A 19,519-nucleotide genomic window follows, 5' to 3' on the forward strand; every position below is an offset into this window, starting at 1 on the left:
TAATCGGTTCTACACCGTGCCTACCGGGGCCAGTTCTGCACCCACCAGCGTTCACGCACGATGCGCCCGATCTGTTCCACGAACTCGTCCCGAGCCTGTTCGCTGACGTGCCCCTTCGAGGCGAGCCACATGAACTGGCCTTCTTGCTCGACTCCAATGACGGCCCGGCCCCCCGGCAGGCTGTCCACAAGCTCCATACGGAACTCGGCGCACGGCTTTCCTTCTTCTGACTCGTCGTCACCCTGCGTGTTGACGCCTTCCCCGTCCGCCATTCGCACTGCCTCCCTGCTCACAGCCGCACACTCGTTCTCACGTTCGAACGCGCGGTCGAGGTGATCCGTTTGCGCCCCCCAGGCGGATCACCGACTGTGCCATACCGATCAGGGTGTGACCAGAGTGAATCAATGAGTAACGGAAAGTCGTACTATTCGCCCGAATTTCCGTCACTCTGCGTTCGCCTACGGGCAAAGGTCTCAGCGATCTCAGCGAGCTGCCGGCGCTCCTCGTCCGACATCTCCTCAATCCGGGCCGCCAGGACGCGCGTCGTCCGGTCCTGACTCCAGACGTGCGACCGCATGCCGAGGTACTGCGCGGCCGCAGCCTCCTGAACCACGCGCAGCGGCAGCGCAAGACCGACATGGAGGGCGCGCAGGATCGCCTCGGACGGGGCGTCAGTATTCTCGCCGCGCTCCAGCTTGCTGACCCACCCGAACTTGAACGGGCGCTCGCCCGTTTCGGGGTCAACGGACTGCTCAGCGAGCTTCCGGACGCTGATGTTCAGTTCGGCACGCCGCTGCCGTACGAGGTCGGCGAAGTCGGTCCGCTGCTCTGTCATGGCGTGCATTCTGCCCCTTCGCTCCCCTTGCGTGACGCCTGATGTCTACGTTACCGCTATTGATCATTGAGTAAATAGCAGGTCAGGCAACGCAACCGTTCACGCCGCTGCACAAAGTGTCTACGGAAACACTACGCGCGCGCCATCCCCACAAGGTGTGATGTCCGAATCTCAGCTGCGCTGTGCGTTTCCGTAGACAAGCCGTCTACGAGCATGTACTGTCGGCCTTGTTCACGAAAACGCACAACACGTTTACGGAGGTGAACGCGTGCGTCCCCAGCAAAACCCCATGGTCCTCGTCAAGGCTGACCTGCTGGTCCAGCTCATGGAGCGCACCGGCGACGGACGATCGGTCAGCGTCCGAGAGCTCGCCGACGCCGCCGGATGCCACCCCAGCAAGATCGGCCACCTGCGTACTGGCGAGCGAGAGACCGCCACCCAGGACGAGGCAGTGGCAATTGCCAAACGGCTTGGAGTAGACCTCCTCGTCCTTTGGGAGCACACCGGCCGTACCAACCCGGCCCCCGCGGAGCCCCCGCAGATCCTTGCGGTGCCGGCATGAGCGGCGAGTTCTCGTTCGAGGAGGCCGAGCGCCGCTTGGGGCCAGCCGCTGTCGCAGAAGCCCGCCGCAGTGCGGCCGAGGCGCCGGAACTGAGGCCCGAGCAGCTGGAGCACCTGCGGCAGCTGTTCGCCTCGGCGATGGGGCCCGTCAAGCCGCAGCCGGCGGCCAACGCCGCCTGACTCACCAAACGCCGAAGGGCCGCCCAACTCCCCAGTCTGGCGACCCCCGACTCGGCAATCCACCAGATCCCATCGAAGGAGTGGATCACCTTGAAGGACAACCTTACTCAGCTCAGTGCGGCGACCGCGCTGGTGCAGCTCCTTGAGGAGCACCCCGAACTGTCCGAGCACATGTCCTGGTCGATCAGCCGGGTCGGGGTACAGCTTGTCGGCTTCATCCACGAGGGCGGCATGCAGGTGCTCGCGGACTGTGCGAAGTTCCTGGGCGGCAGCGTCCGGGCCGACGAGAGCACGTACGAGAGTGGCGGCCAGCGGTTGCGGACGCACGTGTTGGCGTCGACGTGGCGGGATGTGCCGGTTCAGGTTCTGCTGCCGCTGCCGGTGGCTGCTGAGCAGGTGGCCGCGTGAGCGCCCCGCTGGTGGTGAACACCACGGACGGAACGGTGTGGACGCGTCGTGGTGCGATGCGTGGCGGGGAGGCGCTGTACGCGCTGGCGGCCGTTGAGGACTGCCCGGATCTGGTGATGGCGACGCTGGCGGAGTTGGCGGAGCACGGGATCGCGGGGTCGGCGGATGTGCTGCCGATGCCGGTGGGCCCGGAGCCGTGGTCGCAGGCCGAGGCGCGGGACGAGTTCGAGCGGATCCTGAGGGAGAAGTTCCGCCTTGAGGACGCCCTGAAAGCGGCGCTGCGGGCTGCGGCTGGTGCTCGCCGCGAGCGGGACCTGATCCGTGAGCGGGTGTCGGAGCCGTACGGCTGCACGTACTGCGGTGTGGAGAAGCGCTCGCACGGCCGCCGCTACATCGGCGGGGCGGGGATGCACGCGTGGGAGCGGCCGACGGATGAGCAGGTCAAGGACCGGATGCTGGCCCGGCGGGCGGCTCGGTTCACGTCGCACACGGAGCATCTGGCGACGCTGTCGGTGGCGCGCACCGAGGATCTGCTGGCTGCTGAGGGCCAGGTCGCCGAGCTACTGAAGGAGCGGCACGTCACGAACGAGGCCCTCGACGACGCGGCCCGCGCGCTGAGGGAGCAGCGGGACCGGATCGCCGAGTTGGATGCGCTCACGGCCGCCGCGACCGAGTTCCGTGTGTGGGAGCCGGGTTACGGCCTGTACATCCGCCGGGCTCCGGGCGCGGAGGGCTTCGCGATTCTGGAGGCGCGCCGGACGAGTCAGGGTCGCCGGGCGTGGACGACGTCGGGTCTCCGGTACACGGTCGTGCTGTCGGATGAGGAGTTGTTCTGCTGGCCGGACGCGGAGTCGGCGGTGGCGGAGGCTCGGCGGGTGTTGCCGGGTGCTGTGGTCCGGGAGGACGAGCCGGACGCCATCACGCGGCAGATGGCCCCGTCGCAAGCGTTGCGGGATGTGCCGGACGGCGAGCACTACGCCTACGTCCACCACGGCTACGGCAAGGGCCGGGACCTGCCCGAGACGGGCGGTGCCCCGTGTTGATGCTCCTCGCCGATCTGAACGTGGCCAGCGCCGTGTGCCTGTCCATCAGCATCCACGCCGCCCTCAGCGTGCCGTACTACCTGCTCGTCGAGTCCGAGTCCGCCCGCGACTTCGACCCGCGCCCGGCCGTACGCCGTACCGCCGCCGTCCTGCACCAGGGCGCCGTGCACGCGGGCCACGACCTCAACCGCGCGTACGCCACCAGCCAGCGCGCCGCGCAGGACGCCCTGCGCGAGGCCGCGCTGACCGTGGCCGCGCTCCTCATCCTCACCATCCCGACCGGGGGCCACCGATGAACCGCATCCGCCTGATCATGCACCGCCTCTTCCGCCGCCCCACCATCACCGGCCCGTACCGCCTGTACGTCCGCCGCACCCCGGCCGGCGCAATGCTCGACGTCGAGCACTACCTCACCGCGGTGATTGAGACGATCGCCGACAACGCGGACCTCATGGACCTGCTGGTCGAGATCGAGGAGGACCGCCGCAGCGCCCGCGCCCACAAGCACGACGGGTGGGAGCCCGAGCAGCTCCTCGTCGAGAAACTGACGACCGCGCTCGGCTACGAACTCCCGCTCAACGGGGCGGCCGTGGGACGGCTGGCCGATCGGCTGCGGGCGGTGGCTCCGGTCGCGGCGATCCCGGCTCAGCGTGAGGCGGGTGCGGCATGAGTGCCCGCGAGCGACTGACGGGCATGGTCCGCACCGACCGGGGCGACATGACCGTCTGGGCGCCGTTCATGGTGCGCGACGCCTTGGACGCCCACCGTGCCGAAGCCCTCGACGAGGGCATCACCGCCCTCCGCAAGTGGGCCCACAAGCCGGGCATCTCCTTCGCGCTCGGCGTGCTGCTGTCCGTCCGCGACGACCGGAACCCGGAGCAGCCCGGCCCGACCGCCGCCGACGGGCAGGCGTACGACGGCGAGTTGGCCATGCTCCGCGGCCTCGTAGCAACGCTGAACGCGGTCGCCGAGCACGGCGACCTGAGCGACGTTCGGAAGCTGCTCGGCGAGTACGCCAGCGATGACGCTGCCGCCCGCGAGGAGAAGGCCAGCAGGGCGGACACCACTCCCGACTTCTTCCAAGCCGGCCACGTCTACGCCCGCGAGCACCACGGCCTCCCCATCGAGTTCACCGTCGAACACGTCGCCACCACACCCAGCGGGGACTACCGGGTCGCGTGGGGCTGGCGCAACGCCTTCGGCTGGACGGAGGAGCCCTGGGACTGTGACGACCTCGACGGCTGGACCGACGTCACCGAGCGAGGTCCCGCCGATGAGTGACCTCACCCGCCGCGCCCACCTCCTCGCCGCCATAAGGCAGCACGGACGGCCCGTCACCACCGGGCTCGCCGAGCAGCTCCTCGCCGGGACGTGGCCGACGTACGGCCGCAACACGGCACGCAAGGACCTCCGGGGCCTGAACCGCGCCGGACTCCTCGTCTCTGCCGACGTCGACGGCCGTCGCGTCTACCGCCCCACGACCGGAGAGGACAGCCGCCCGTGAGCTTCCCCACCGTCACGCCGACCACCGACGCCGAGCGCGTCCTCGGTCAGATCCAGCGCGGTGAGATCCGCTGCGGCGCCGCCGTTGCCCGCGCGATCGCCGCCCGGCACGAGGCCGCGTACGGCGGCGCCTTCAACGGCACCCCCGCCCAAGCCCTCCTCGCCAACCTCGCGCGGGCCGACGCCCTCACCGCGCTCAACTTCCAGGACGCCGCATGACCGACCACCGACTAACCCGACTGATGCAGACCACCGATACGTCCGGCGACTGCTGGCTCTGGACCGCAAAGCCGAACGGCGAGGGATACGCCAACGTTCGCATCGACGGCGTGCACTACCGGGCGCACCGGCTCGCCTATGAACTCCTCGTGGGGCCCATCCCTGACGGGCTCGTCCTCGACCACCTCTGCCGCGTCCGGCACTGCCTCAACCCGGCCCACCTGGAACCAGTGACGATCGCCGAGAACATTCGGCGCGGGCGGGCGGTGCTTCCCCCGTACAGCTCGCGTAAGACGCACTGCCCGCAGGGCCATGTGTACGACGAGGTCAACACGTACGTGACGCCGCAGGGCAAGCGGGACTGCCGCACGTGCCGGCGAGCGGCCAGGCGGCGTTGCGACGCACGCCGAAGGGCGGCGGCATGACGACTACGCCTCTGACGGCCGGGGCCACCGCCCCGGCCGCCGGCCGCCGGGTCACCCCGACTGGCCGCCTCATCCTCTCCGCGGACGCCGACCGCGCTGACTGGCTCACCGCCCGCCGCTCCGGCATCGGCTCCTCGGACATCGCCGCGATCCTCGGCATCAGCCGCTACGGCAACGCCCTGTCCGTCTACCACGACAAGACCGGCGGTCTTCCGCTCGACGGCGACGACTCCGAACCCGCCCTGTGGGGGCGCGCGTTCGAGGAGACCGTCGCCCGCGAGTGGGCCCGCCGCAACCGGTCGGTCGTCCGTCGCGTCGGCCTCGTCGCCAACGTGGACCGCCCGCACGAGATGTGCACCCTCGACCGCCGCGTCCTGGAATGCCCGCTCGCCGACGGCCGCGAGAAGTGCGCCGTCGAGATCAAGTGCCGCGACAAGATGAAGGCCTCCCAGTTCCGCGCCGGTGTCGCCGACGACGTGCTGGTGCAGACGCTGTGGCAGGCCATCGTCTGCGGCTTCGACCACGTCCACGCCGCCGTGCTGATCGGCGGGAACGACTACCGCCAGTACGTCATCCGGGTCCGTGACCACGCCCAGCTCGTCGAGGACTTGCGGGCGGCCGGCGAGCGGGCCTGGCAGCAGATCGTCGAGCGGCGGGCCCCGGTCCTCGCGCACGACGCCGACCCGGATGTCCTGCTCGACCTGTACGGGCGGCTCCACCCGGACCGTGCCGGGACGGTCGACATCACCCGGGACGTGGACACGCAGGAGGCCGTCGAGGAGTACCTCGACGCGCACCGGGCCTACGCCGCCGCGGAGAAGCGGAAGAAGGCGGCGAAGGCCCGGATCCTCGCCGGTCTCGCCGGAGCCGAGGCGGCCACCGTCCTCGACAAGCTCCACGTCTCGCTCGACGAGCGCACCAAGAGGACTCCCGACCTCAACCGGCTCGCCGAGCGCTGGCCTGACGCCTACGCCGACTGCGTCGAGGACCGCGTCTACCGCCAGATCAACATCCCCCGCTCTGTCCGTGAGGAGCACAACGCATGAGCACGATCGCTGAGCGGGCCGCAGCGGCCGCTGGCCGAACCGACGGCGCCGAGGCCGTCGACCAGACCCCGACGCCCACGTACAGCCCGGCCCCGCTACAAGACCCCGGCATTCCCGAGCCTGGCCCGGACGGACCGGAGAAGGTCCCCGTCTGGGTCGCCTGGTCCCGTGTCATGGGCGAGGTGCGCGGCATCAACAAGGGCGACTGGTACGGCAGGCCCGGCGAACGCGGCAGCTACCAGTTCCGCGGGGTGGACTCCGCCCTCAACGCGTTCGGTCCCGCCTGCCGCCTCCACGGCGTCCTCGTTTTGCCGATCCACGTCGAGACCGCCTACCGCGACGTGAAGACGTCCGGCGGCAAGCCCTCCCGCGAGTGCACCGCGACCGTCACCTACCGGATCATCGGCCCGACCGGCGACAGCATCGAGGTGCAGTCGGCGGGCGAGTCGATGGACTCGGCGGACAAGGGCACGGCGAAGGCGCTGTCGACGTCGCTGCGTTCGCTGCTGTTCCTGGGTGGCCTGGTCCCGACGAGCGACACGGACCCGGACGCGACGAACATCGAGCGCGGCGAGGCCCCGGTGCGGACGGCGGTGGAGTACCTCGACGAGATCGCCCACCCGCAGACCAGCGCCGGACGGCTGAAGCAGATCTACTACGAGCTCCGGCAGTCGAACCAGCTCGGCGCCCTCGTCACGAATGAGACGGGCGGGGAAGAGCGTGTCGGCGACATGGTCATCCGCCTCGGCAAGGAGCGCAGCGCCGGGGGTGCCGAGTGACTCCCTGGCACCTCCAGCGCATGGCCGCCCTCGACTTCGAGGCGTCCGACAAGACCCCCGACACCGCGCGCATCGTCTCCTGCGCCCTCATCCTCGTCGGCGGTGGCCTGCCCACCGACACCCGCACGTGGCTGGTCAACCCCGGCATCGCCCAGGAGCCCGGCGCGATCGCCGTCCACGGCCTCACGGACGAACACCTCGCCGAGCACGGCACACCCGCCGAGGCGGCCGTCGGCGAGATCGCCAAGGCGGTCGCCGAGGTGGTGGCCGGCGGGACCCCGCTCGTTGGGCACAACCTCGGCTCGTACGATTTCAACCTCCTCAACCACGAATGCCTCCGGCACCTCGGCGACAGCCTCGAAGGTGTCTGCCGCCAGCCCCTGACGCGGGTGGTCGACACCCTCGTCCTCGACAAGCACGCCGCCCCGTACCGACGCCGGGTGTCAGAGACGCAGGGCCCGTACCAGATGCGCACGAGCGCTGAGACGTACGGCCTGAAGTGGGAAGAGGACAAGGCCCACGGCGCCGAGTACGACGCCATGCAGTCCGCGCGGGTCGCCTACAAGATCGGCGCGATCGCCCACACCCGGCCCGAGGACCGGCCCGACTGGGTGCAGCAGCTGCGTAACCGGCGCGGCCCGTATGACCGGTTCAACGACCTGGCGTTCGTGGACGTCGAGGAGCTGCACCGCCGCCAGGTGGTGTGGGCGCGGGAGTCCGCCGAGTCCTATCAGGCGTGGCTGCGGGAACCGGCGAAGTCCGGTGAGAAGCACGACCCGAACGCGGTCATCGACGGCACGTGGCCGCTGCGCCCCGTCGAGGGGGGCGACGCCTGATGTTCGGACTCACCACCACCCGCCGCCTCCGCCGCGAGGTCGCCGAGGCCAAAGCCGACGCCACGGCCGAGACCGACCGGCAGCGCGAACGCGCCGACAACGCCGAGCAGGCCCAAGCCACCGCCGAGTACAACCGCGGCCAGGTCCTTAACCAGCTCAACACCGCCGACGCCGCGAACCGGCGCCTGCACGACCGCAACCTCGAACTCGGGCGCCGCATCAGCGCCTTGACGGAATCCGACCCGGAGTACGCGGCCCGCCTGGAGCGCAGGGTGGCCCGGCTCCGCCTCGCCGGCAAGCGCATCTTCGCCGCCTACGGAGCGCAGAAAAAGCGCGCCGACCGTCTCCAGCAGCGTCTCGACGATGCGTGTGGCCTCAACGCCCCGGCCGTCCTCGCGGGCAGCGGCTGGCAGAGCACCCGCCACGACAAGAAGACGGGGTGGGCGTCATGACGAACCGGATCAGGCCGGTGCTGCACCGCGCGGCCACCCTCCTCTTCCCGGCGACCGGCGTGCACCGGTTGCCCGCAGCCCGCCCGGTGTGGCCGGCCGCCCCGGACACGGTCGTCGCGCAGGCCTTTCGGACGTGTGGGCCGTGCGGGATGGAGTTGCCGGTCACGCTGCACGGCGACGCCTACCTGTGCCCGTTCGGGCACCTGAACGGGGGCGATCTGTCGTGAGCACCCTCGGAGCCGCCCTCATCCTCCTCGCCGTCCTCGGGTTCTCGCTGACTGCCTTGTTCTGGCAGATCGGCCGCGCCCGCCGGGTCGAGTCGGAGCGGGACCGGATCATCCGCGAAGCCGAGCAGCACGACGTCGGCCCGGACGCGCTCCGTCTCCTCCAGGAGCTGGACGCGCACCTCGACGCGTACGCCGCCGCGGTCCACGGCCTGTACGAGCAGCCGCACATCTCGCCCGATCCGGTCCTTGCGGCCGGGCGGGAGCGGCTGTGGGACGCCGTACGCGACAACCAGAACCACCACCAGGGGGACCAGTGAACAGCCAACCTCTCATCAGGACACGCCCGTTGATGGAATCGCGTCCGCTGGTCCTGGCCTCGGTCGCCCCGGCGGCCGGGTCCACGGCACCTGCCATCACCATCACCGTCCACGGCCTGCCCGCCCCGCAAGGGTCGAAGCGACACGTCGGCAACGGCGTCATGATCGAATCGTCGAAGAAGGTCAAGCCCTGGCGGCAGGACGTCAAACACGCCGCCCTCGACATCACCGAAGCCCTCGACGACTGGACCGTCCTCGACGGCCCCCTCGCCGTCGCCATGACGTTCACCTTCGACCGGCCCAAAGGGCACTACCGCACGGGCCGCAACGCCCATCTGCTGCGCGACACGGCACCCACCCGGCCGGCGGGCATGCCGGACTTGTCGAAGATCGTCCGCTCCACGGAGGACGCCCTGACCGGCGTGGTCTGGAAGGACGATGCCCGCGTCGTCGAATACCGGCGGCTCGGCAAGTGGTACGCGGGCACCGCCGCCGCCGACGTGCTGGCCGTGCCGGGCTGCGTCATCCGCGTCTGGCCGCTCGCCGCGGAGGTGACGGTCTGATGTACCGCCACGACAACGACGCCTTGACGGTCATGGATTGGTTCTGTGGGGCCGGCGGCTCCTCCCAGGGCATGCACTCCATCCCGGGCGTCCGCATGGAACGGGCAGCGAACCACTGGGAGCGGGCGATCGAGTCGCACGCCGCGAACTTCCCCACCGTCGACCACTACCGCGGCGACATCCGCGAAGCCCCCGTCGAGACGTGGCCCGTCACCGACATCTTCTGGGCCTCGCCGGAGTGCCCGCAGTGGTCCAACGCCCGCGGCAAGAAGCGCGACTTCGACGCCTCCCTCCAGGGCGACCTCTTCGACGGGTTCGGCCCGTCCGAGGAAGAGGAGCGATCCCGCGCGCTGATGGAGGAAGTCCCCATGTACCTGCGCGGCGTGCAGCAGCGCGGCGGCCTGGTCAAGGCCGGGGTCGTCGAGAACGTCGTCGACGTCCGCGCCTGGGACCAGTGGGACCGCTGGATTGGCGAGATCACGAAGCTCGGCTACAAGACCCGCGTCATCGCCCTCAACAGCATGCACGCCGACCCGCGCACCGTGCACAAGGCCCCGCAGAGCAGGGACCGCCTGTACGTCGCCTACTGGCACAAAAGCCTGGCCCGCACCCCGGACTGGGACAAGTGGCTGCGACCGCGCGCCTGGTGCACCGGATGCGACACGTGGGTGCAGGCCGTCCAGCGGTTCAAGCAGCCCGGCCGCGACATGGGCCGCTACCGCCAGCAGTACGTCTACCGCTGCCCTAACACGAAGTGCCGCAACCAGATCGTGGAGCCGGAGACGCTGCCCGCCGCGGTCGCCATCGACTGGGCGATCCCCGGCCAACGGATCGGCGACCGGGCCAAGCCGCTCGCCGACAAGACCCTCGCCCGCATCCAGGCCGGCCTCGACAAGTTCGCCCGGCCGATCACCCTCGAAGCCGCGGGCAACACCTTCGAGCGCAGGCCGGGCGTGCGGACCTGGCCCGTCGACGCACCGCTCACCACGCAGACCACGACGGCAACGAAGGCCATGGCCTACGAGCCGTTCATGGTCCCGGCGGGCGGCACCTGGCGCAACGACCCGTCCAGCGTGCTGGACCCGATGGCGTGCCGCACCACCCGCGAGAACGACGGGCTCGCCATACCGCCGTTGCTGATCCCGGTCGAGGGGCGGGAGGGGAAGGAGCCGGCCTCCGCGAACAACCCGCTCCGGACCCAGACTGCGCGCAACGAGACCGGCCTGGCGTGGCTGCCGTTCATGGTCACCATGCGCGGCGGCGGCGACCAGCTGCGCGGCCGGTCCATCGGCGAACCAGTCGGCACCGTCTCCGCCAACGGCAACCACCACGGCCTCGTCACCCCGAACCTCCCCGCGTTCGTGATGCGGAACAACGGCAGCGCCGGGAACGGCGGCGAGCACTGCACCCCGGCCGACGAGTACTTCCGCACCATGACCACGGCCGGCCACCAGTCGCTCGTCACCTGGGAGCACCTGCTCGTCCCCTACTACGGCAACGGCACCGCGAAGACCGTCCGTGAGCCTGTCGGCACCCTCTCCACCCGCGACCGGTACGCGCTCGTCCAGGGCGACGTGGACATCGAGGACGTCCTCTTCCGGATGTTGGAGCCGCACGAGATCGGCCGGGCCATGAGCTTCGCCGATCAGTACATCGTCCTCGGCTCGAAGCGCGAACGGGTCCGCCAGTACGGCAACGCCGTCACTCCCAACTGCGCCGAGGTCATCGTCGCCGCCCTCGTCGAGGCGATCACTGGCGAGGACATCGACCGGCACACGCGACCCGAGATCGAGGTGGCGGCATGAGTCACTACAGCGGATCCGTCCCCGACACCGAACCCGCCCGCGCCTGGCTCGTCAAGACGCCATGCAAAGCCGACCCCGACGCCATGTTCGCCACCAGCACCGCCGGAATCGAGGCCGCCAAGGACGTCTGCCGCAGCTGCTCCGCCGTCGAAAGCTGCCTGCAGTGGGCCCTCGAAACCGGCGAAGAGCACGGCGTGTGGGGCGGACTCTCCGACAAGGAACGCCGCGCACTGCGCAGCCGCCCTATCCGCCCGATCAGCATCGACGACTACACCGGCACACCCCGCACATCGCGCCAGGGCCTGTCGTTCCAAGAGATCTGGGACGGCGGCACCTTGGCCGACGGTGAGCACCTTCTGTGGGTCGGCCCGAAGGTCATCTACCGGCGAGGCGAGCAGCAGGTCACGCCGAACCGGCTCGCGTTCTACCTGGATCGCGGGCACTGGCCGGAGGGCGACACGAAGCGGACGTGCGGGGTGGCGGGGTGTGTGCGGCCGGCGCACCTGAATGACCGCACGGAGCGGGATGAGGAAGCCGACCTGGCGGTGGCGGTATGAGCGGCCCGTGGTTCGGCGGCCTCCAAGTCCGCGGCCTCGACAAGGGACAGACCCCGATCGCGGACCTGTTCTGCGTCGCCTGCCGCCATCACGAGCGGACCACGGGCCGGGCCAAGGTCACCGACTACCTGCGGGCCAACCCGCTCAACGAGCACCGCGCACGGTGCCGCCCGAAGACCACCTGAACAGCAGCCCCGCCGAGGCGAATTCGGCGGGGCCACCCACCACCAAGGAGAACACCACGATGGGCTACACCACCAGCTTCGAAGGCCAAGTCGCCGTCGAGCCGCCCCTCAACCCCACCGAGATCGCCTACCTCCGCGACTTCGCCGAGAGCCGCCGCCACCAGCGCCCCGAGGGCCCGTACTCCACCCACGACTACGGCTACAGCGAACTCGGCCACCCCGCCTACAACACCCCGCCCGAGGGCCAGCCCTCGCTGTGGTGCAACTGGGAGCCCACCGACGACGGCACCGGCATCCGCTGGAACGGCGCCGAGAAGTTCTACGACGCCACGAAGTGGATGCAGTACCTCATCGACCACTTCCTCAAGGCCGACGCCGCCGCGAAGGGACAGCCCGGCTTCGAGGCGTTCACCTTCGATCACACCGTGAACGGCGTGATCCAGGCGCAGGGCGACGACCCCGCCGACGCGTGGGAGCTCCTCGTGCTCGACAACGAGGCAGTCGGCGGCGGCATCCACGGCTACTGACCAACCGACCGGCGGCCGGCCCCTCGGCGCCCCAACGCCGCGGCCGCCACCCGGGCCAGCCCCTCAACATCCCCCCGCCGAGGGGCTGGCCCACCCCACAGACCCAGAACCAGAAAGGGACACCGTGACAATCCACATCGACGCCGACGTCAAGTTCGACAGCAAGGTCCTCACCGACGTCGCCGAAGCCCTCGAACCCCACGCCACCGAAATGTTCAAGCAGCGCCGCGGCCGGTGGATGGCCGTCGTCGAGCTCTCCCACGTCGAACGCGCCGAGCCTGGCCCGGACGAGGAGAAGAACCCCACCGTCAAGGTGCGGGTGACGAGCATCGAAGTCGCGGCCGACGAGATCACCGCGGGTCGACTGCGAGGCGTGCAGCGGGAGATGTACGACCGTCGCACCTCCGGCGGGACCCTCTTCGAGTCCGACAGCGACGTCGCCTGATGAGCGGCCGGCCGCAGGGAGGCGCCGACTCTCGCCGCTCTGCGGCCGGGCCGGGCCCGTGCGAGCGCTGCGGTGCTCCCGTGCTCAAGCAACTCGTCGGCCACCGGGCCGCGTTGAACGTCACCGCGGACGCCGTGCCCCAGCCGGCCGAGCAGCTGCTGCCGCTCACCAACCCGAACCGGCTGCTGTGGTGCCTCGTGGCGCTGCACGGCGGCGGGAGCGAACTGCGTTGGCGGTGCCGACACGACTGCGGGCACGACGCGGTGATCGAGCACCGGTGCCCGCCTGGGGTGGCGCAGTACGGGCGCCGGCCCGAGGGGGCGATGTGGTGACCAGGTCAGAGTGCGTCGCTGTCCAGCAGCTCGTGCCAGCGGGGCAGCTTCCGTTCGAAGACGCTGGCGAACTCCGGGTCTCGAACAGCCTGCCGCAGGTCGGCCACCAGCTGTTCGTAGAGGGGTCGGATCTCCGCGTCGTTGACCGCGGCCTCCCAGCGGCCCATGGGGATCAGCATTGCTTGCGGCTTCTCCCGGCGGGTGAGCGCGACGGGCTGGCCGAGGAGGCGTACCTCGGCGATGACCTCGGTCATGTTCGCGCGGACATCAGAGACGCCCATCTTGCGCACGTCGGACTCACTCATGCGCTCAGGATACACACCGGACCAACATCAAAGTCCGTCGCATTGTACAATTCAGGGGCGGGAGAGGCGCACATGAAGCCGCCCTAACCGGCGCGTTCCGCACGCCTTGACCCCATCAACCCCGCACCAAGGAGCCTGCCCGTGAGCAACGTCCGCCACATGCCGCGCGAAGAGGCGGACCAGCTCGGCCCCGAGCAGCACGACGCCGAGCGGTACGTCCTCGGCGGATGCATGCACAGGCCGAAAGACATCACCACCGTCCGCGGCGTCATCACCCGCGCCGACTTCGCGCTCCCGCAGCACGAACTGATCTGGGACGTCATCGGCCACCTCTACGACAACGGCGAGGAGATCAGCCCGCTCACGCTGCGCCTCGCCCTGGAAAAGCGCAAGGAACTCCAACGGGCTGGTGGCCTCGCCTACATCAACACCCTCGGCGACTACAAACTCGACGCCGAATACCACGCCTACATCGTCCGCAAGGACGCCGACCTACGCGCTGAGGCCGACCTCGGGCGCCGCATCGTCAACCAGGCCACCGCACCCGACGCCGAACCGGGCACCGCCGTCACGTTCATCGACGACTACCTCAAGCGGCAACAGGAACGCGCCCTCGGCCGCTCCGGCGACCCCGCCGACGCCCTCCTCGCCGAACTCCTCGACACCAGCGCCCTCGACAACATGCCCACGCTGGAACCCCTCGTCGGTGACCTCCTGCACCTCGACACACTGGCCCGCATCATCGGGCCGTCCGGGCACATGAAGAGCTTCGTCACCATCGACCTGGCCGGCCACGTCGGCACCGGCATGAAGTGGCACGGCCAGTACGTCCGACAGGGCACCGTCGTCTACCTCGTCGCCGAAGGCGCCCGCGGCATCCGCCAGCGCGTGCGGGCCTGGGAGAAGCACTACGGCATGCGCATGGACAACGTCCTGTTCCTGCCCCGCCCCGTCCAGGCCCGCGGCCCCGAGTGGGACGTCCTCATCGAGGCGATGAAGCGCCTGCGCCCGCAGCTCATCGTCATCGACACCCAGGCCCGCGTGTCCGTCGGCGTCGAGGAGAACTCCAACACCGAACTCGGCATCGTCATCGAGCGGATGGACGACCTGCGTCGCGCCACCGAAGCGTGCGTCCTGCTGATCCACCACACCGGCCACGTCGGCGAGCACGGCCGCGGCGCCTCCGCCGCCAAGGGAGCCCTCCAGTCGGAGATGCACGTCTCCAAGAAGGGCGACAACGCCTCCAACATCACGATCACGCTGAAGGTCGGCAAGCAGAAGGACAACGAAGAAGGCAGCGACCTTCAGTTCTCGCTGCGGGTGGTCGCCCTCGACGGCGAAGCCAAGCCCGATGGCTCGGCAGTCACAAGCGTGGTGTTGCAGTCCCTGGACCACCAGCCGGCCGAGGTGGTCAAGGGCACGCCGGAGTGGCTCGTCAGCATCCTCGACAAGGCCGAGATCCCACTGAAGTGGGGCAGCCCCCGCGTCATCAAGTGGTGCACGGAGTACGGCATCCAGATGCGCAAGGAGAAGGTCGAGGAAGCGGTCCGCATCCGCAAGCGGAGGGACTCCTTCGAGGAGGCCGAAGGGGGCCCCGGAAACCTCCCCCCGAACCTCCCCCGCGATCTTGAAGCCGAACTCCCCCACGATCAAGGGGGGAGTTCGGGGGAGTTCGAGGAAAACCCCAGGTCAGACCTCCCCCCAAATTCCGGGGGAGGCACGGGGGACGGCCCATCAAAAACTCCCTCCCCCCGCCCCGTCTCTAAGACGGGGGGAGGTGTGGGGGAAACAGGGGAAAACGGCAGCCCCACCGGACCCCCCTGCACCGTCTGCGACCGCCCCATCCCCGCCGACTGGGCCAACCGCGGATACGACACCCACGTCGGCTGCGACCCCGCCACCGGAAGCCACCCCGCACCCCACGACGCCGCCTAGGAGCACCCCATGACCACCGACCAACTCACCCAGGACGCCCCCGAGATCCGCGTCTTCCACCGCCCGGACGGATGGACCATCCCCCACCTCGAACCCCACCCCCAGGACTGCACCACCAACCACACCGGCCAACGAGACGGCCAGCCGCCCTGCACAGCAACCGCGGTGTGGAAAGTCGTCGAGCTCTACGACCTCCACGCCACCTTCAGCTTCTGGTGCGACAACGACCTGCCCACCGAATACAGGCCGGCCGCCACCCCTGCCGCCTGAGCGCTCATCCGGTTACAGCCGCCACGCGCGCGACCCACGAGTCGATCAGTACCGCGCGCGACCCACACGACCACCGCCCTGCGAACCAGCCACCCACGGAGAACCCCATGGCCGACCAGCCCCTGACCCCCGACATGGTCAACGCGATCGTCCGCGACATGGACGACCCCCGCTACCCGACCCGTATCACCGTCTTCTGCGACCACTGCGGCACCGAGCACACCGGCGAGTACATGGTCCGTGAGGGCGTGACGAGCCGGGAGCGCCTCGCCGTGGCGCGCAAGTACCTAGTGGAGAACGAGGGCTGGGAGCACACCGAAGACGGTGACGACTTCTGCCCGGAGCACGCCGCGCCGGCTGCTGCTGGGACGGGTGAGTGACCGCCATGACCGACCAGACCGCCCCGCTCACCGACCTCGATCTCGACGAGATCGCCAGCCGAGCAGCACACCTCTACGAGTACGTGGCCGTGACGGTCGCCGACGCCGAGCCCGACTTCGAGCAACTCACCGATACCGATGTGCCCGCGCTGCTCGCCGAAGTCCGCCGGCTCCGCGCCGTGCTGGCCGCCGAGCAGTCCGCGCACCGGTTCACCCTGCGGCAGCGCAACAACCGCTCCAACCGACTGATCCACCTGCGCGACCTGGCGCTCGCCCGGGACACCGAGGCACTCCTGGCCGCCGCGAAGGACACGCTGGCAGCCTCGGTCGACGACCACACCGGGTGCAGTGACACCACCGACGAGACCGACGACGAGGGCCTGTCGGGCCCGTGTGACTGCGGTGAGGGCGCCGTGCACTACACGACCGCCGACTGCCCCGCCGCGCAACGCGCCGCCACGCCGGCCGCCGAGGCGTGCGGGAAGTGCAAGACGGTGTTCGACCCGGCCGACACCCGCTTCGACGGCCACGCCCAGCACAAGGGCACGCCGTACTGCCGCCGCTGCGTGGACCTGTGCCGCGACAACGAGATCGCCGACCACCGCTGCGTGATCTGCGCGTGAGCAGCAGGACGCCCGCCGCTGTTGGAGCCAGCGGCGGGCGTACCCCCGACCTTCCCACACCCACCAGGAGCTGACCATGAGCCACCGCCCGACTGGCCCCGCATGCGGCAACAACCCGAACTACCCGCTCAGCGACGGCGACCGTCAGGCCGTCGCCGACTTCAAGGCGTACCTCACCGACCGGGCCGCACTCCGCGACCGCATCGCCGAGGCACTCATCGCCTGGACTTACCGCGGCAAGGACCCCGAGCACGGCGGCATCCTGGACACGGTGCGCGCCAACGCCTACAGCCGCGCCGATGCGGTGCTGGCTGTGCTGCCGCCGCCCGCAGACCGGGCCGCCGTCTTGCGGGAAGCCGCCGACGCCGTTGCCGCGCACCCCGGCCCGATCCCGTACCGGCCGCAGCTCGACGAGGACGGCGGCTTCTGGTGGGACACCCGCGACCGGGACGCCGTCGCCGCCCTGCTGCGCCGTCTGGCCGCCGAGACGCCCCAGCCCGAAACGCAGGCCGACGACACCGACTTCCAGGACCGAGGCGACGCGGCTCGTCGGGCAGCCGGAATCGACGGCACGGCAGGCGACGCCCAGGACGTCCCGCACGGCTTCGTCCTTGACAGGCCTACGGGCAGCTGTCTGTTGTGCGGACTCGCTCTCGGCTACCGCAAGCACCAGCCCGCCGTCGTGCAGGCCGACCCGGAGCCGCCACTGCACGGCGAGTCCGTCGCCCACATCGCCGGATGCCACGACGACGAGCAGGCACACCAGTGAGCACCGCCGAGCTCCTCGTCGAAGCCATCCACACCTTCAACGCGGTCGCCGATGCGTTCGTGCAGTGGCTGATCTTCCTGGCCACTGTCGCCGCGGTCCTCGCGCTCGCTGTGATCGCGTGCGGCGCGTGGGGCGTGCGTGCCCTGTGGCGGCGCGCGGCGGGGCCGTCCTGGCGTCGTGGGCATGTTCGAGCCCGGATCTACGCCGCACGCCGTCTCAGGCGCTCCAACGGGCGCACACGGCCCCACTGGGTCCACAGCCAGCCACTCGACTACGAGGAAGCCGCATGACCGAACAGCCCTGCCCCTTCTGCGAGATCGTCGCCGGACGCGCACCCGCCGCGATCCACCGCAGATGGGACGACGCGATCGCCATCGTTCCGCTGAAGCCCGTCGTCTACGGCCACCTGCTCGTCATCCCGACGGCTCACGTCACCGATTTCGTCGCCGACCCGATCGTCTCCGCAGCCACCATGCGGCGTGCAGCCGAGTTCGCGGGCGACTACCCGGCCGGGTCCATGAATCTGATCACCTCACGCGGCCGGGAGGCCACGCAGTCTGTGTTCCACCTGCACCTGCACCTCGTCCCCCGCGCCGAGAACGACGGCCTGGCGCTGCCCTGGTACAGCGGCCGATCCCGCACGACACGCAAGGCGCGCCCGTGATCGCCCGCGCGCTCGCCGTCGGCATCATCTGCGCCCCCTTCATCAGCGCTGCCCTCCTCGGCCTCGGCCGGGCCGCACGCGCCCTCCTCAACCGCACCCGGAGGAACCCGTGATCGACCGCATCCCGCTGGATGCCATGACCAGCGACCAACTCGACGCCCTGTACGAACGAGTAGCCCAGGCTGAGCAGGAAGCCGACGCCGCAGTCGCTGCAGCCGCACACCTCACCACCCTCGTCGGGAAGCGCTCCGAGCGGGCCGAGCGGAAGGCCGAGGACTAAGGCCGCCGCGCCGACATCGCCGAGCGAGAGCTGCACGTCCTTCGCTCAGGTCTCCGCGCGAACGGCGCCGACCCTACGCAGATCCAGAACCTGTGGGCGCAGATCCGGCTACGCAACCACCAGTGGCGGGACACGAAGCGCGAGCTGGAGCAGACGCAGGCCGCCATCGAACGGGTGCGCGCCCTCGTAGCCGGCATCGCCCACCCCACCTCTGCCGGGATCCGGGAGTACGACCTCGGCCGCCACGAGATGGCGACTGCCGTAGTGCTCGCCCTCACCGAACACGAGCAGCCCACCACCTGACCCGACCGACCCACCCGCGCCCCGCCCTCCACGCGAGGGCGGGCGCTCGCACGTTCACCGCCCCCACGCCTCCGGGCCGCCACCCCGCCACTCGATCAGCGCCGAGCGCACCACGTCCATCTCGTCGAACTCCTGCAACCCCGCCTCCTGCATGAACCGGGCCACGTCCAGCACCGAGTACGCCCGACCCAGGATCGCCCCGTTCACGCGCACGCGCCGGCCGCCGTCCTCGTCGGACGGGTACACGATCACAGGGCGCGGTCCGGGCATGGATCCAGCATGATCCGGACTGTCCGGACTCGCATCCGGGCAGGTCAGTGGCGTAGCCCGGATCACGGTCCGGGGCCCGGATTTGTGCGATCCGGAGAGAGTCCGGACGGTCCGGATCAGTCCGTGGGCGCGTGCCGGGCGGCGGTCTTCACGTCGGCCTCGGCCTGGTTGCGCGCCGTGCCCTGCTCGCGCGCGTACTCGGTGACCGCGGCCTGCACGTCGCGGGCGAGGTCGCGCCAGGCGCGCCATGCGGTGTCGTACGCCGCGGTCTGCTCGTCGGTCCAGCCGCCGTCTTGGGTGGGCGGGCCGTACTCGTCTCGCAGCTGCTCGACGCGGGCGTGCGCCTGGTCGGCGGCGCGCTGGAGGTTCACGAGTTCTTCGAAGGTGTGTGCCACGTGCAGGGAGTTTAAGCAGGGCATGAAGCGGCCCCCGCCTCGGGTGAGACGGGGGCTCGGTGGATGCGGCTACGGGTGCC

Annotated in this window: 36 protein-coding genes and 1 pseudogene; 32 read left to right on the forward strand and 5 right to left on the reverse strand. The window is 70.2% G+C overall.

Features of this window, described 5'->3' with window-relative positions; genetic code table 11:
• Nucleotides 1-20: 20 nt before the first annotated feature.
• Entirely contained in the window at nucleotides 21-272 is a 252-nt protein-coding gene (locus ADK36_RS12205; RefSeq protein WP_053197317.1) for a hypothetical protein, read from the reverse strand.
• 152 nt (nucleotides 273-424) lie between these two features.
• Nucleotides 425-835, reverse strand: coding sequence for an XRE family transcriptional regulator (locus ADK36_RS12210; protein WP_234329746.1), 411 nt, complete (start codon nucleotides 833-835; stop codon nucleotides 425-427).
• A gap of 268 nt (nucleotides 836-1,103) precedes the next feature.
• On the opposite strand from ADK36_RS12210, the gene ADK36_RS46140 reads away from it, so the two are divergent.
• The 23 genes and pseudogenes from ADK36_RS46140 to ADK36_RS12325 all read left to right on the forward strand — a co-directional run bounded on the left by ADK36_RS46140 (nucleotide 1,104) and on the right by ADK36_RS12325 (nucleotide 13,245).
• Entirely contained in the window at nucleotides 1,104-1,397 is a 294-nt protein-coding gene (locus ADK36_RS46140; protein WP_078950827.1) for a helix-turn-helix domain-containing protein, read from the forward strand.
• Nucleotides 1,394-1,576, forward strand: a complete 183-nt coding sequence (locus ADK36_RS12220; protein WP_053197323.1) for a hypothetical protein — start codon at nucleotides 1,394-1,396, stop codon at nucleotides 1,574-1,576. The genes ADK36_RS46140 and ADK36_RS12220 overlap by 4 nt, the downstream gene beginning before the upstream one ends.
• Nucleotides 1,577-1,666: 90 nt before the next feature.
• On the forward strand, nucleotides 1,667-1,984 hold the full coding sequence (locus ADK36_RS12225) for a hypothetical protein (RefSeq protein WP_053197325.1): 318 nt from the start codon (nucleotides 1,667-1,669) through the stop codon (nucleotides 1,982-1,984).
• Entirely contained in the window at nucleotides 1,981-3,027 is a 1,047-nt protein-coding gene (locus ADK36_RS12230) for a hypothetical protein (protein ID WP_159391126.1), read from the forward strand. The genes ADK36_RS12225 and ADK36_RS12230 overlap by 4 nt, the downstream gene beginning before the upstream one ends.
• Nucleotides 3,027-3,323 carry a hypothetical protein gene (locus tag ADK36_RS12235; RefSeq protein WP_053197327.1) on the forward strand — a complete coding sequence of 99 codons (297 nt, stop codon included), beginning with the start codon at nucleotides 3,027-3,029 and terminating at the stop codon, nucleotides 3,321-3,323. Before ADK36_RS12230 ends, ADK36_RS12235 begins: the two co-directional genes overlap by 1 nt.
• A complete protein-coding gene (locus ADK36_RS12240; protein WP_053197328.1) occupies nucleotides 3,320-3,697 on the forward strand; it encodes a hypothetical protein in 378 nt (125 codons plus the stop codon). The genes ADK36_RS12235 and ADK36_RS12240 overlap by 4 nt, the downstream gene beginning before the upstream one ends.
• Nucleotides 3,694-4,308 (forward strand): hypothetical protein, encoded by a 615-nt coding sequence (locus ADK36_RS12245; RefSeq protein ID WP_159391127.1) that lies wholly within the window; start codon nucleotides 3,694-3,696, stop codon nucleotides 4,306-4,308. The genes ADK36_RS12240 and ADK36_RS12245 overlap by 4 nt, the downstream gene beginning before the upstream one ends.
• Nucleotides 4,301-4,531: a hypothetical protein gene (locus ADK36_RS12250; RefSeq protein ID WP_053197332.1), complete on the forward strand. Its 231-nt coding sequence runs from the start codon at nucleotides 4,301-4,303 to the stop codon at nucleotides 4,529-4,531. The genes ADK36_RS12245 and ADK36_RS12250 overlap by 8 nt, the downstream gene beginning before the upstream one ends.
• Complete coding sequence (locus tag ADK36_RS12255; RefSeq protein WP_053197335.1) at nucleotides 4,528-4,749, forward strand: hypothetical protein; 222 nt, start codon at nucleotides 4,528-4,530, stop codon at nucleotides 4,747-4,749. Before ADK36_RS12250 ends, ADK36_RS12255 begins: the two co-directional genes overlap by 4 nt.
• Entirely contained in the window at nucleotides 4,746-5,174 is a 429-nt protein-coding gene (locus tag ADK36_RS12260; protein ID WP_053197337.1) for an HNH endonuclease signature motif containing protein, read from the forward strand. The genes ADK36_RS12255 and ADK36_RS12260 overlap by 4 nt, the downstream gene beginning before the upstream one ends.
• Complete coding sequence (locus tag ADK36_RS12265) at nucleotides 5,171-6,220, forward strand: lambda-exonuclease family protein (RefSeq protein ID WP_053197749.1); 1,050 nt, start codon at nucleotides 5,171-5,173, stop codon at nucleotides 6,218-6,220. The genes ADK36_RS12260 and ADK36_RS12265 overlap by 4 nt, the downstream gene beginning before the upstream one ends.
• On the forward strand, nucleotides 6,217-6,999 hold the full coding sequence (locus tag ADK36_RS12270) for an ERF family protein (protein WP_053197339.1): 783 nt from the start codon (nucleotides 6,217-6,219) through the stop codon (nucleotides 6,997-6,999). Before ADK36_RS12265 ends, ADK36_RS12270 begins: the two co-directional genes overlap by 4 nt.
• Nucleotides 6,996-7,835, forward strand: a complete 840-nt coding sequence (locus ADK36_RS12275) for an exonuclease domain-containing protein (RefSeq protein ID WP_078950828.1) — start codon at nucleotides 6,996-6,998, stop codon at nucleotides 7,833-7,835. The genes ADK36_RS12270 and ADK36_RS12275 overlap by 4 nt, the downstream gene beginning before the upstream one ends.
• A complete protein-coding gene (locus tag ADK36_RS12280; RefSeq protein ID WP_053197340.1) occupies nucleotides 7,835-8,287 on the forward strand; it encodes a hypothetical protein in 453 nt (150 codons plus the stop codon). The genes ADK36_RS12275 and ADK36_RS12280 overlap by 1 nt, the downstream gene beginning before the upstream one ends.
• On the forward strand, nucleotides 8,284-8,514 hold the full coding sequence (locus ADK36_RS12285) for a hypothetical protein (RefSeq protein ID WP_159391128.1): 231 nt from the start codon (nucleotides 8,284-8,286) through the stop codon (nucleotides 8,512-8,514). Before ADK36_RS12280 ends, ADK36_RS12285 begins: the two co-directional genes overlap by 4 nt.
• Nucleotides 8,511-8,831 (forward strand): hypothetical protein, encoded by a 321-nt coding sequence (locus ADK36_RS12290; RefSeq protein WP_053197344.1) that lies wholly within the window; start codon nucleotides 8,511-8,513, stop codon nucleotides 8,829-8,831. Before ADK36_RS12285 ends, ADK36_RS12290 begins: the two co-directional genes overlap by 4 nt.
• Before the next feature lie 32 nt (nucleotides 8,832-8,863).
• A complete protein-coding gene (locus ADK36_RS12295) occupies nucleotides 8,864-9,394 on the forward strand; it encodes a RusA family crossover junction endodeoxyribonuclease (protein ID WP_053197346.1) in 531 nt (176 codons plus the stop codon).
• On the forward strand, nucleotides 9,394-11,199 hold the full coding sequence (locus ADK36_RS12300; RefSeq protein WP_053197348.1) for a DNA cytosine methyltransferase: 1,806 nt from the start codon (nucleotides 9,394-9,396) through the stop codon (nucleotides 11,197-11,199). Before ADK36_RS12295 ends, ADK36_RS12300 begins: the two co-directional genes overlap by 1 nt.
• Nucleotides 11,196-11,450 (forward strand): annotated as a pseudogene (locus ADK36_RS50940) (WhiB family transcriptional regulator); the annotation flags it as partial. The gene ADK36_RS12300 and the pseudogene ADK36_RS50940, both read left to right, overlap by 4 nt.
• A gap of 302 nt (nucleotides 11,451-11,752) precedes the next feature.
• A complete protein-coding gene (locus ADK36_RS12310) occupies nucleotides 11,753-11,941 on the forward strand; it encodes a hypothetical protein (RefSeq protein WP_053197352.1) in 189 nt (62 codons plus the stop codon).
• Entirely contained in the window at nucleotides 11,920-12,468 is a 549-nt protein-coding gene (locus ADK36_RS12315) for a hypothetical protein (RefSeq protein ID WP_234329747.1), read from the forward strand. The genes ADK36_RS12310 and ADK36_RS12315 overlap by 22 nt, the downstream gene beginning before the upstream one ends.
• 124 nt (nucleotides 12,469-12,592) lie before the next feature.
• A complete protein-coding gene (locus ADK36_RS12320; RefSeq protein ID WP_053197354.1) occupies nucleotides 12,593-12,913 on the forward strand; it encodes a hypothetical protein in 321 nt (106 codons plus the stop codon).
• 80 nt (nucleotides 12,914-12,993) lie between these two features.
• Nucleotides 12,994-13,245 (forward strand): hypothetical protein, encoded by a 252-nt coding sequence (locus tag ADK36_RS12325; protein WP_053197356.1) that lies wholly within the window; start codon nucleotides 12,994-12,996, stop codon nucleotides 13,243-13,245.
• 5 nt (nucleotides 13,246-13,250) lie between these two features.
• Here ADK36_RS12325 and ADK36_RS12330 read toward each other — a convergent pair whose 3' ends face one another.
• Nucleotides 13,251-13,550, reverse strand: a complete 300-nt coding sequence (locus ADK36_RS12330) for a hypothetical protein (protein ID WP_053197357.1) — start codon at nucleotides 13,548-13,550, stop codon at nucleotides 13,251-13,253.
• 141 nt (nucleotides 13,551-13,691) lie between these two features.
• Here ADK36_RS12330 and ADK36_RS12335 point away from each other — a divergent pair, with 141 nt between their 5' ends.
• The 9 genes from ADK36_RS12335 to ADK36_RS50945 all read left to right on the forward strand — a co-directional run bounded on the left by ADK36_RS12335 (nucleotide 13,692) and on the right by ADK36_RS50945 (nucleotide 18,774).
• A complete protein-coding gene (locus ADK36_RS12335; protein ID WP_053197359.1) occupies nucleotides 13,692-15,485 on the forward strand; it encodes an AAA family ATPase in 1,794 nt (597 codons plus the stop codon).
• A gap of 9 nt (nucleotides 15,486-15,494) precedes the next feature.
• Complete coding sequence (locus tag ADK36_RS12340; protein ID WP_053197361.1) at nucleotides 15,495-15,755, forward strand: hypothetical protein; 261 nt, start codon at nucleotides 15,495-15,497, stop codon at nucleotides 15,753-15,755.
• A gap of 107 nt (nucleotides 15,756-15,862) precedes the next feature.
• Complete coding sequence (locus ADK36_RS12345) at nucleotides 15,863-16,135, forward strand: hypothetical protein (RefSeq protein ID WP_053197363.1); 273 nt, start codon at nucleotides 15,863-15,865, stop codon at nucleotides 16,133-16,135.
• A gap of 5 nt (nucleotides 16,136-16,140) precedes the next feature.
• Nucleotides 16,141-16,758, forward strand: coding sequence for a hypothetical protein (locus ADK36_RS12350; RefSeq protein ID WP_159391129.1), 618 nt, complete (start codon nucleotides 16,141-16,143; stop codon nucleotides 16,756-16,758).
• Nucleotides 16,759-16,834: 76 nt separating this feature from the next.
• Nucleotides 16,835-17,527, forward strand: coding sequence for a hypothetical protein (locus ADK36_RS12355; protein ID WP_053197368.1), 693 nt, complete (start codon nucleotides 16,835-16,837; stop codon nucleotides 17,525-17,527).
• Entirely contained in the window at nucleotides 17,524-17,817 is a 294-nt protein-coding gene (locus ADK36_RS12360) for a hypothetical protein (protein ID WP_053197370.1), read from the forward strand. The genes ADK36_RS12355 and ADK36_RS12360 overlap by 4 nt, the downstream gene beginning before the upstream one ends.
• Complete coding sequence (locus ADK36_RS12365) at nucleotides 17,814-18,191, forward strand: HIT family protein (RefSeq protein WP_078950829.1); 378 nt, start codon at nucleotides 17,814-17,816, stop codon at nucleotides 18,189-18,191. The genes ADK36_RS12360 and ADK36_RS12365 overlap by 4 nt, the downstream gene beginning before the upstream one ends.
• A gap of 109 nt (nucleotides 18,192-18,300) precedes the next feature.
• Nucleotides 18,301-18,471: a hypothetical protein gene (locus ADK36_RS48765; protein ID WP_159391130.1), complete on the forward strand. Its 171-nt coding sequence runs from the start codon at nucleotides 18,301-18,303 to the stop codon at nucleotides 18,469-18,471.
• A gap of 174 nt (nucleotides 18,472-18,645) precedes the next feature.
• Nucleotides 18,646-18,774: a hypothetical protein gene (locus ADK36_RS50945; protein WP_267887401.1), complete on the forward strand. Its 129-nt coding sequence runs from the start codon at nucleotides 18,646-18,648 to the stop codon at nucleotides 18,772-18,774.
• 54 nt (nucleotides 18,775-18,828) lie between these two features.
• Here the strand turns inward: ADK36_RS50945 and ADK36_RS12370 are convergent, their stop codons facing one another.
• The gene (locus ADK36_RS12370; protein WP_053197372.1) at nucleotides 18,829-19,044 is read right to left on the reverse strand and encodes a hypothetical protein; all 216 of its coding nucleotides are present in this window, start codon (nucleotides 19,042-19,044) and stop codon (nucleotides 18,829-18,831) included.
• Nucleotides 19,045-19,160: 116 nt separating this feature from the next.
• Complete coding sequence (locus tag ADK36_RS12375; RefSeq protein ID WP_053197374.1) at nucleotides 19,161-19,439, reverse strand: hypothetical protein; 279 nt, start codon at nucleotides 19,437-19,439, stop codon at nucleotides 19,161-19,163.
• Nucleotides 19,440-19,519 lie beyond the last annotated feature (80 nt).

The sequence above is a fragment of the Streptomyces viridochromogenes genome (genome assembly GCF_001270495.1).
Lineage (GTDB): Bacteria > Actinomycetota > Actinomycetes > Streptomycetales > Streptomycetaceae > Streptomyces > Streptomyces viridochromogenes_A.

What these genes read in the sequence shown, in the direction of transcription:
- ADK36_RS12205 (WP_053197317.1), bottom strand. Translation starts at nt 272, where the DNA reads ATGGCGGACGGGGAAGGCGTCAACACGCAGGGTGACGACGAGTCAGAA.
- ADK36_RS12210 (WP_234329746.1), bottom strand. Translation starts at nt 835, where the DNA reads ATGACAGAGCAGCGGACCGACTTCGCCGACCTCGTACGGCAGCGGCGT.
- ADK36_RS12220 (WP_053197323.1), top strand. Translation starts at nt 1,394, where the DNA reads ATGAGCGGCGAGTTCTCGTTCGAGGAGGCCGAGCGCCGCTTGGGGCCA.
- ADK36_RS12235 (WP_053197327.1), top strand. Translation starts at nt 3,027, where the DNA reads ATGCTCCTCGCCGATCTGAACGTGGCCAGCGCCGTGTGCCTGTCCATC.
- ADK36_RS12240 (WP_053197328.1), top strand. Translation starts at nt 3,320, where the DNA reads ATGAACCGCATCCGCCTGATCATGCACCGCCTCTTCCGCCGCCCCACC.
- ADK36_RS12245 (WP_159391127.1), top strand. Translation starts at nt 3,694, where the DNA reads ATGAGTGCCCGCGAGCGACTGACGGGCATGGTCCGCACCGACCGGGGC.
- ADK36_RS12250 (WP_053197332.1), top strand. Translation starts at nt 4,301, where the DNA reads ATGAGTGACCTCACCCGCCGCGCCCACCTCCTCGCCGCCATAAGGCAG.
- ADK36_RS12260 (WP_053197337.1), top strand. Translation starts at nt 4,746, where the DNA reads ATGACCGACCACCGACTAACCCGACTGATGCAGACCACCGATACGTCC.
- ADK36_RS12265 (WP_053197749.1), top strand. Translation starts at nt 5,171, where the DNA reads ATGACGACTACGCCTCTGACGGCCGGGGCCACCGCCCCGGCCGCCGGC.
- ADK36_RS12270 (WP_053197339.1), top strand. Translation starts at nt 6,217, where the DNA reads ATGAGCACGATCGCTGAGCGGGCCGCAGCGGCCGCTGGCCGAACCGAC.
- ADK36_RS12280 (WP_053197340.1), top strand. Translation starts at nt 7,835, where the DNA reads ATGTTCGGACTCACCACCACCCGCCGCCTCCGCCGCGAGGTCGCCGAG.
- ADK36_RS12285 (WP_159391128.1), top strand. Translation starts at nt 8,284, where the DNA reads ATGACGAACCGGATCAGGCCGGTGCTGCACCGCGCGGCCACCCTCCTC.
- ADK36_RS12295 (WP_053197346.1), top strand. Translation starts at nt 8,864, where the DNA reads ATGGAATCGCGTCCGCTGGTCCTGGCCTCGGTCGCCCCGGCGGCCGGG.
- ADK36_RS12300 (WP_053197348.1), top strand. Translation starts at nt 9,394, where the DNA reads ATGTACCGCCACGACAACGACGCCTTGACGGTCATGGATTGGTTCTGT.
- ADK36_RS12310 (WP_053197352.1), top strand. Translation starts at nt 11,753, where the DNA reads ATGAGCGGCCCGTGGTTCGGCGGCCTCCAAGTCCGCGGCCTCGACAAG.
- ADK36_RS12330 (WP_053197357.1), bottom strand. Translation starts at nt 13,550, where the DNA reads ATGAGTGAGTCCGACGTGCGCAAGATGGGCGTCTCTGATGTCCGCGCG.
- ADK36_RS12340 (WP_053197361.1), top strand. Translation starts at nt 15,495, where the DNA reads ATGACCACCGACCAACTCACCCAGGACGCCCCCGAGATCCGCGTCTTC.
- ADK36_RS12345 (WP_053197363.1), top strand. Translation starts at nt 15,863, where the DNA reads ATGGCCGACCAGCCCCTGACCCCCGACATGGTCAACGCGATCGTCCGC.
- ADK36_RS12350 (WP_159391129.1), top strand. Translation starts at nt 16,141, where the DNA reads ATGACCGACCAGACCGCCCCGCTCACCGACCTCGATCTCGACGAGATC.
- ADK36_RS12355 (WP_053197368.1), top strand. Translation starts at nt 16,835, where the DNA reads ATGAGCCACCGCCCGACTGGCCCCGCATGCGGCAACAACCCGAACTAC.
- ADK36_RS12365 (WP_078950829.1), top strand. Translation starts at nt 17,814, where the DNA reads ATGACCGAACAGCCCTGCCCCTTCTGCGAGATCGTCGCCGGACGCGCA.
- ADK36_RS12370 (WP_053197372.1), bottom strand. Translation starts at nt 19,044, where the DNA reads ATGCCCGGACCGCGCCCTGTGATCGTGTACCCGTCCGACGAGGACGGC.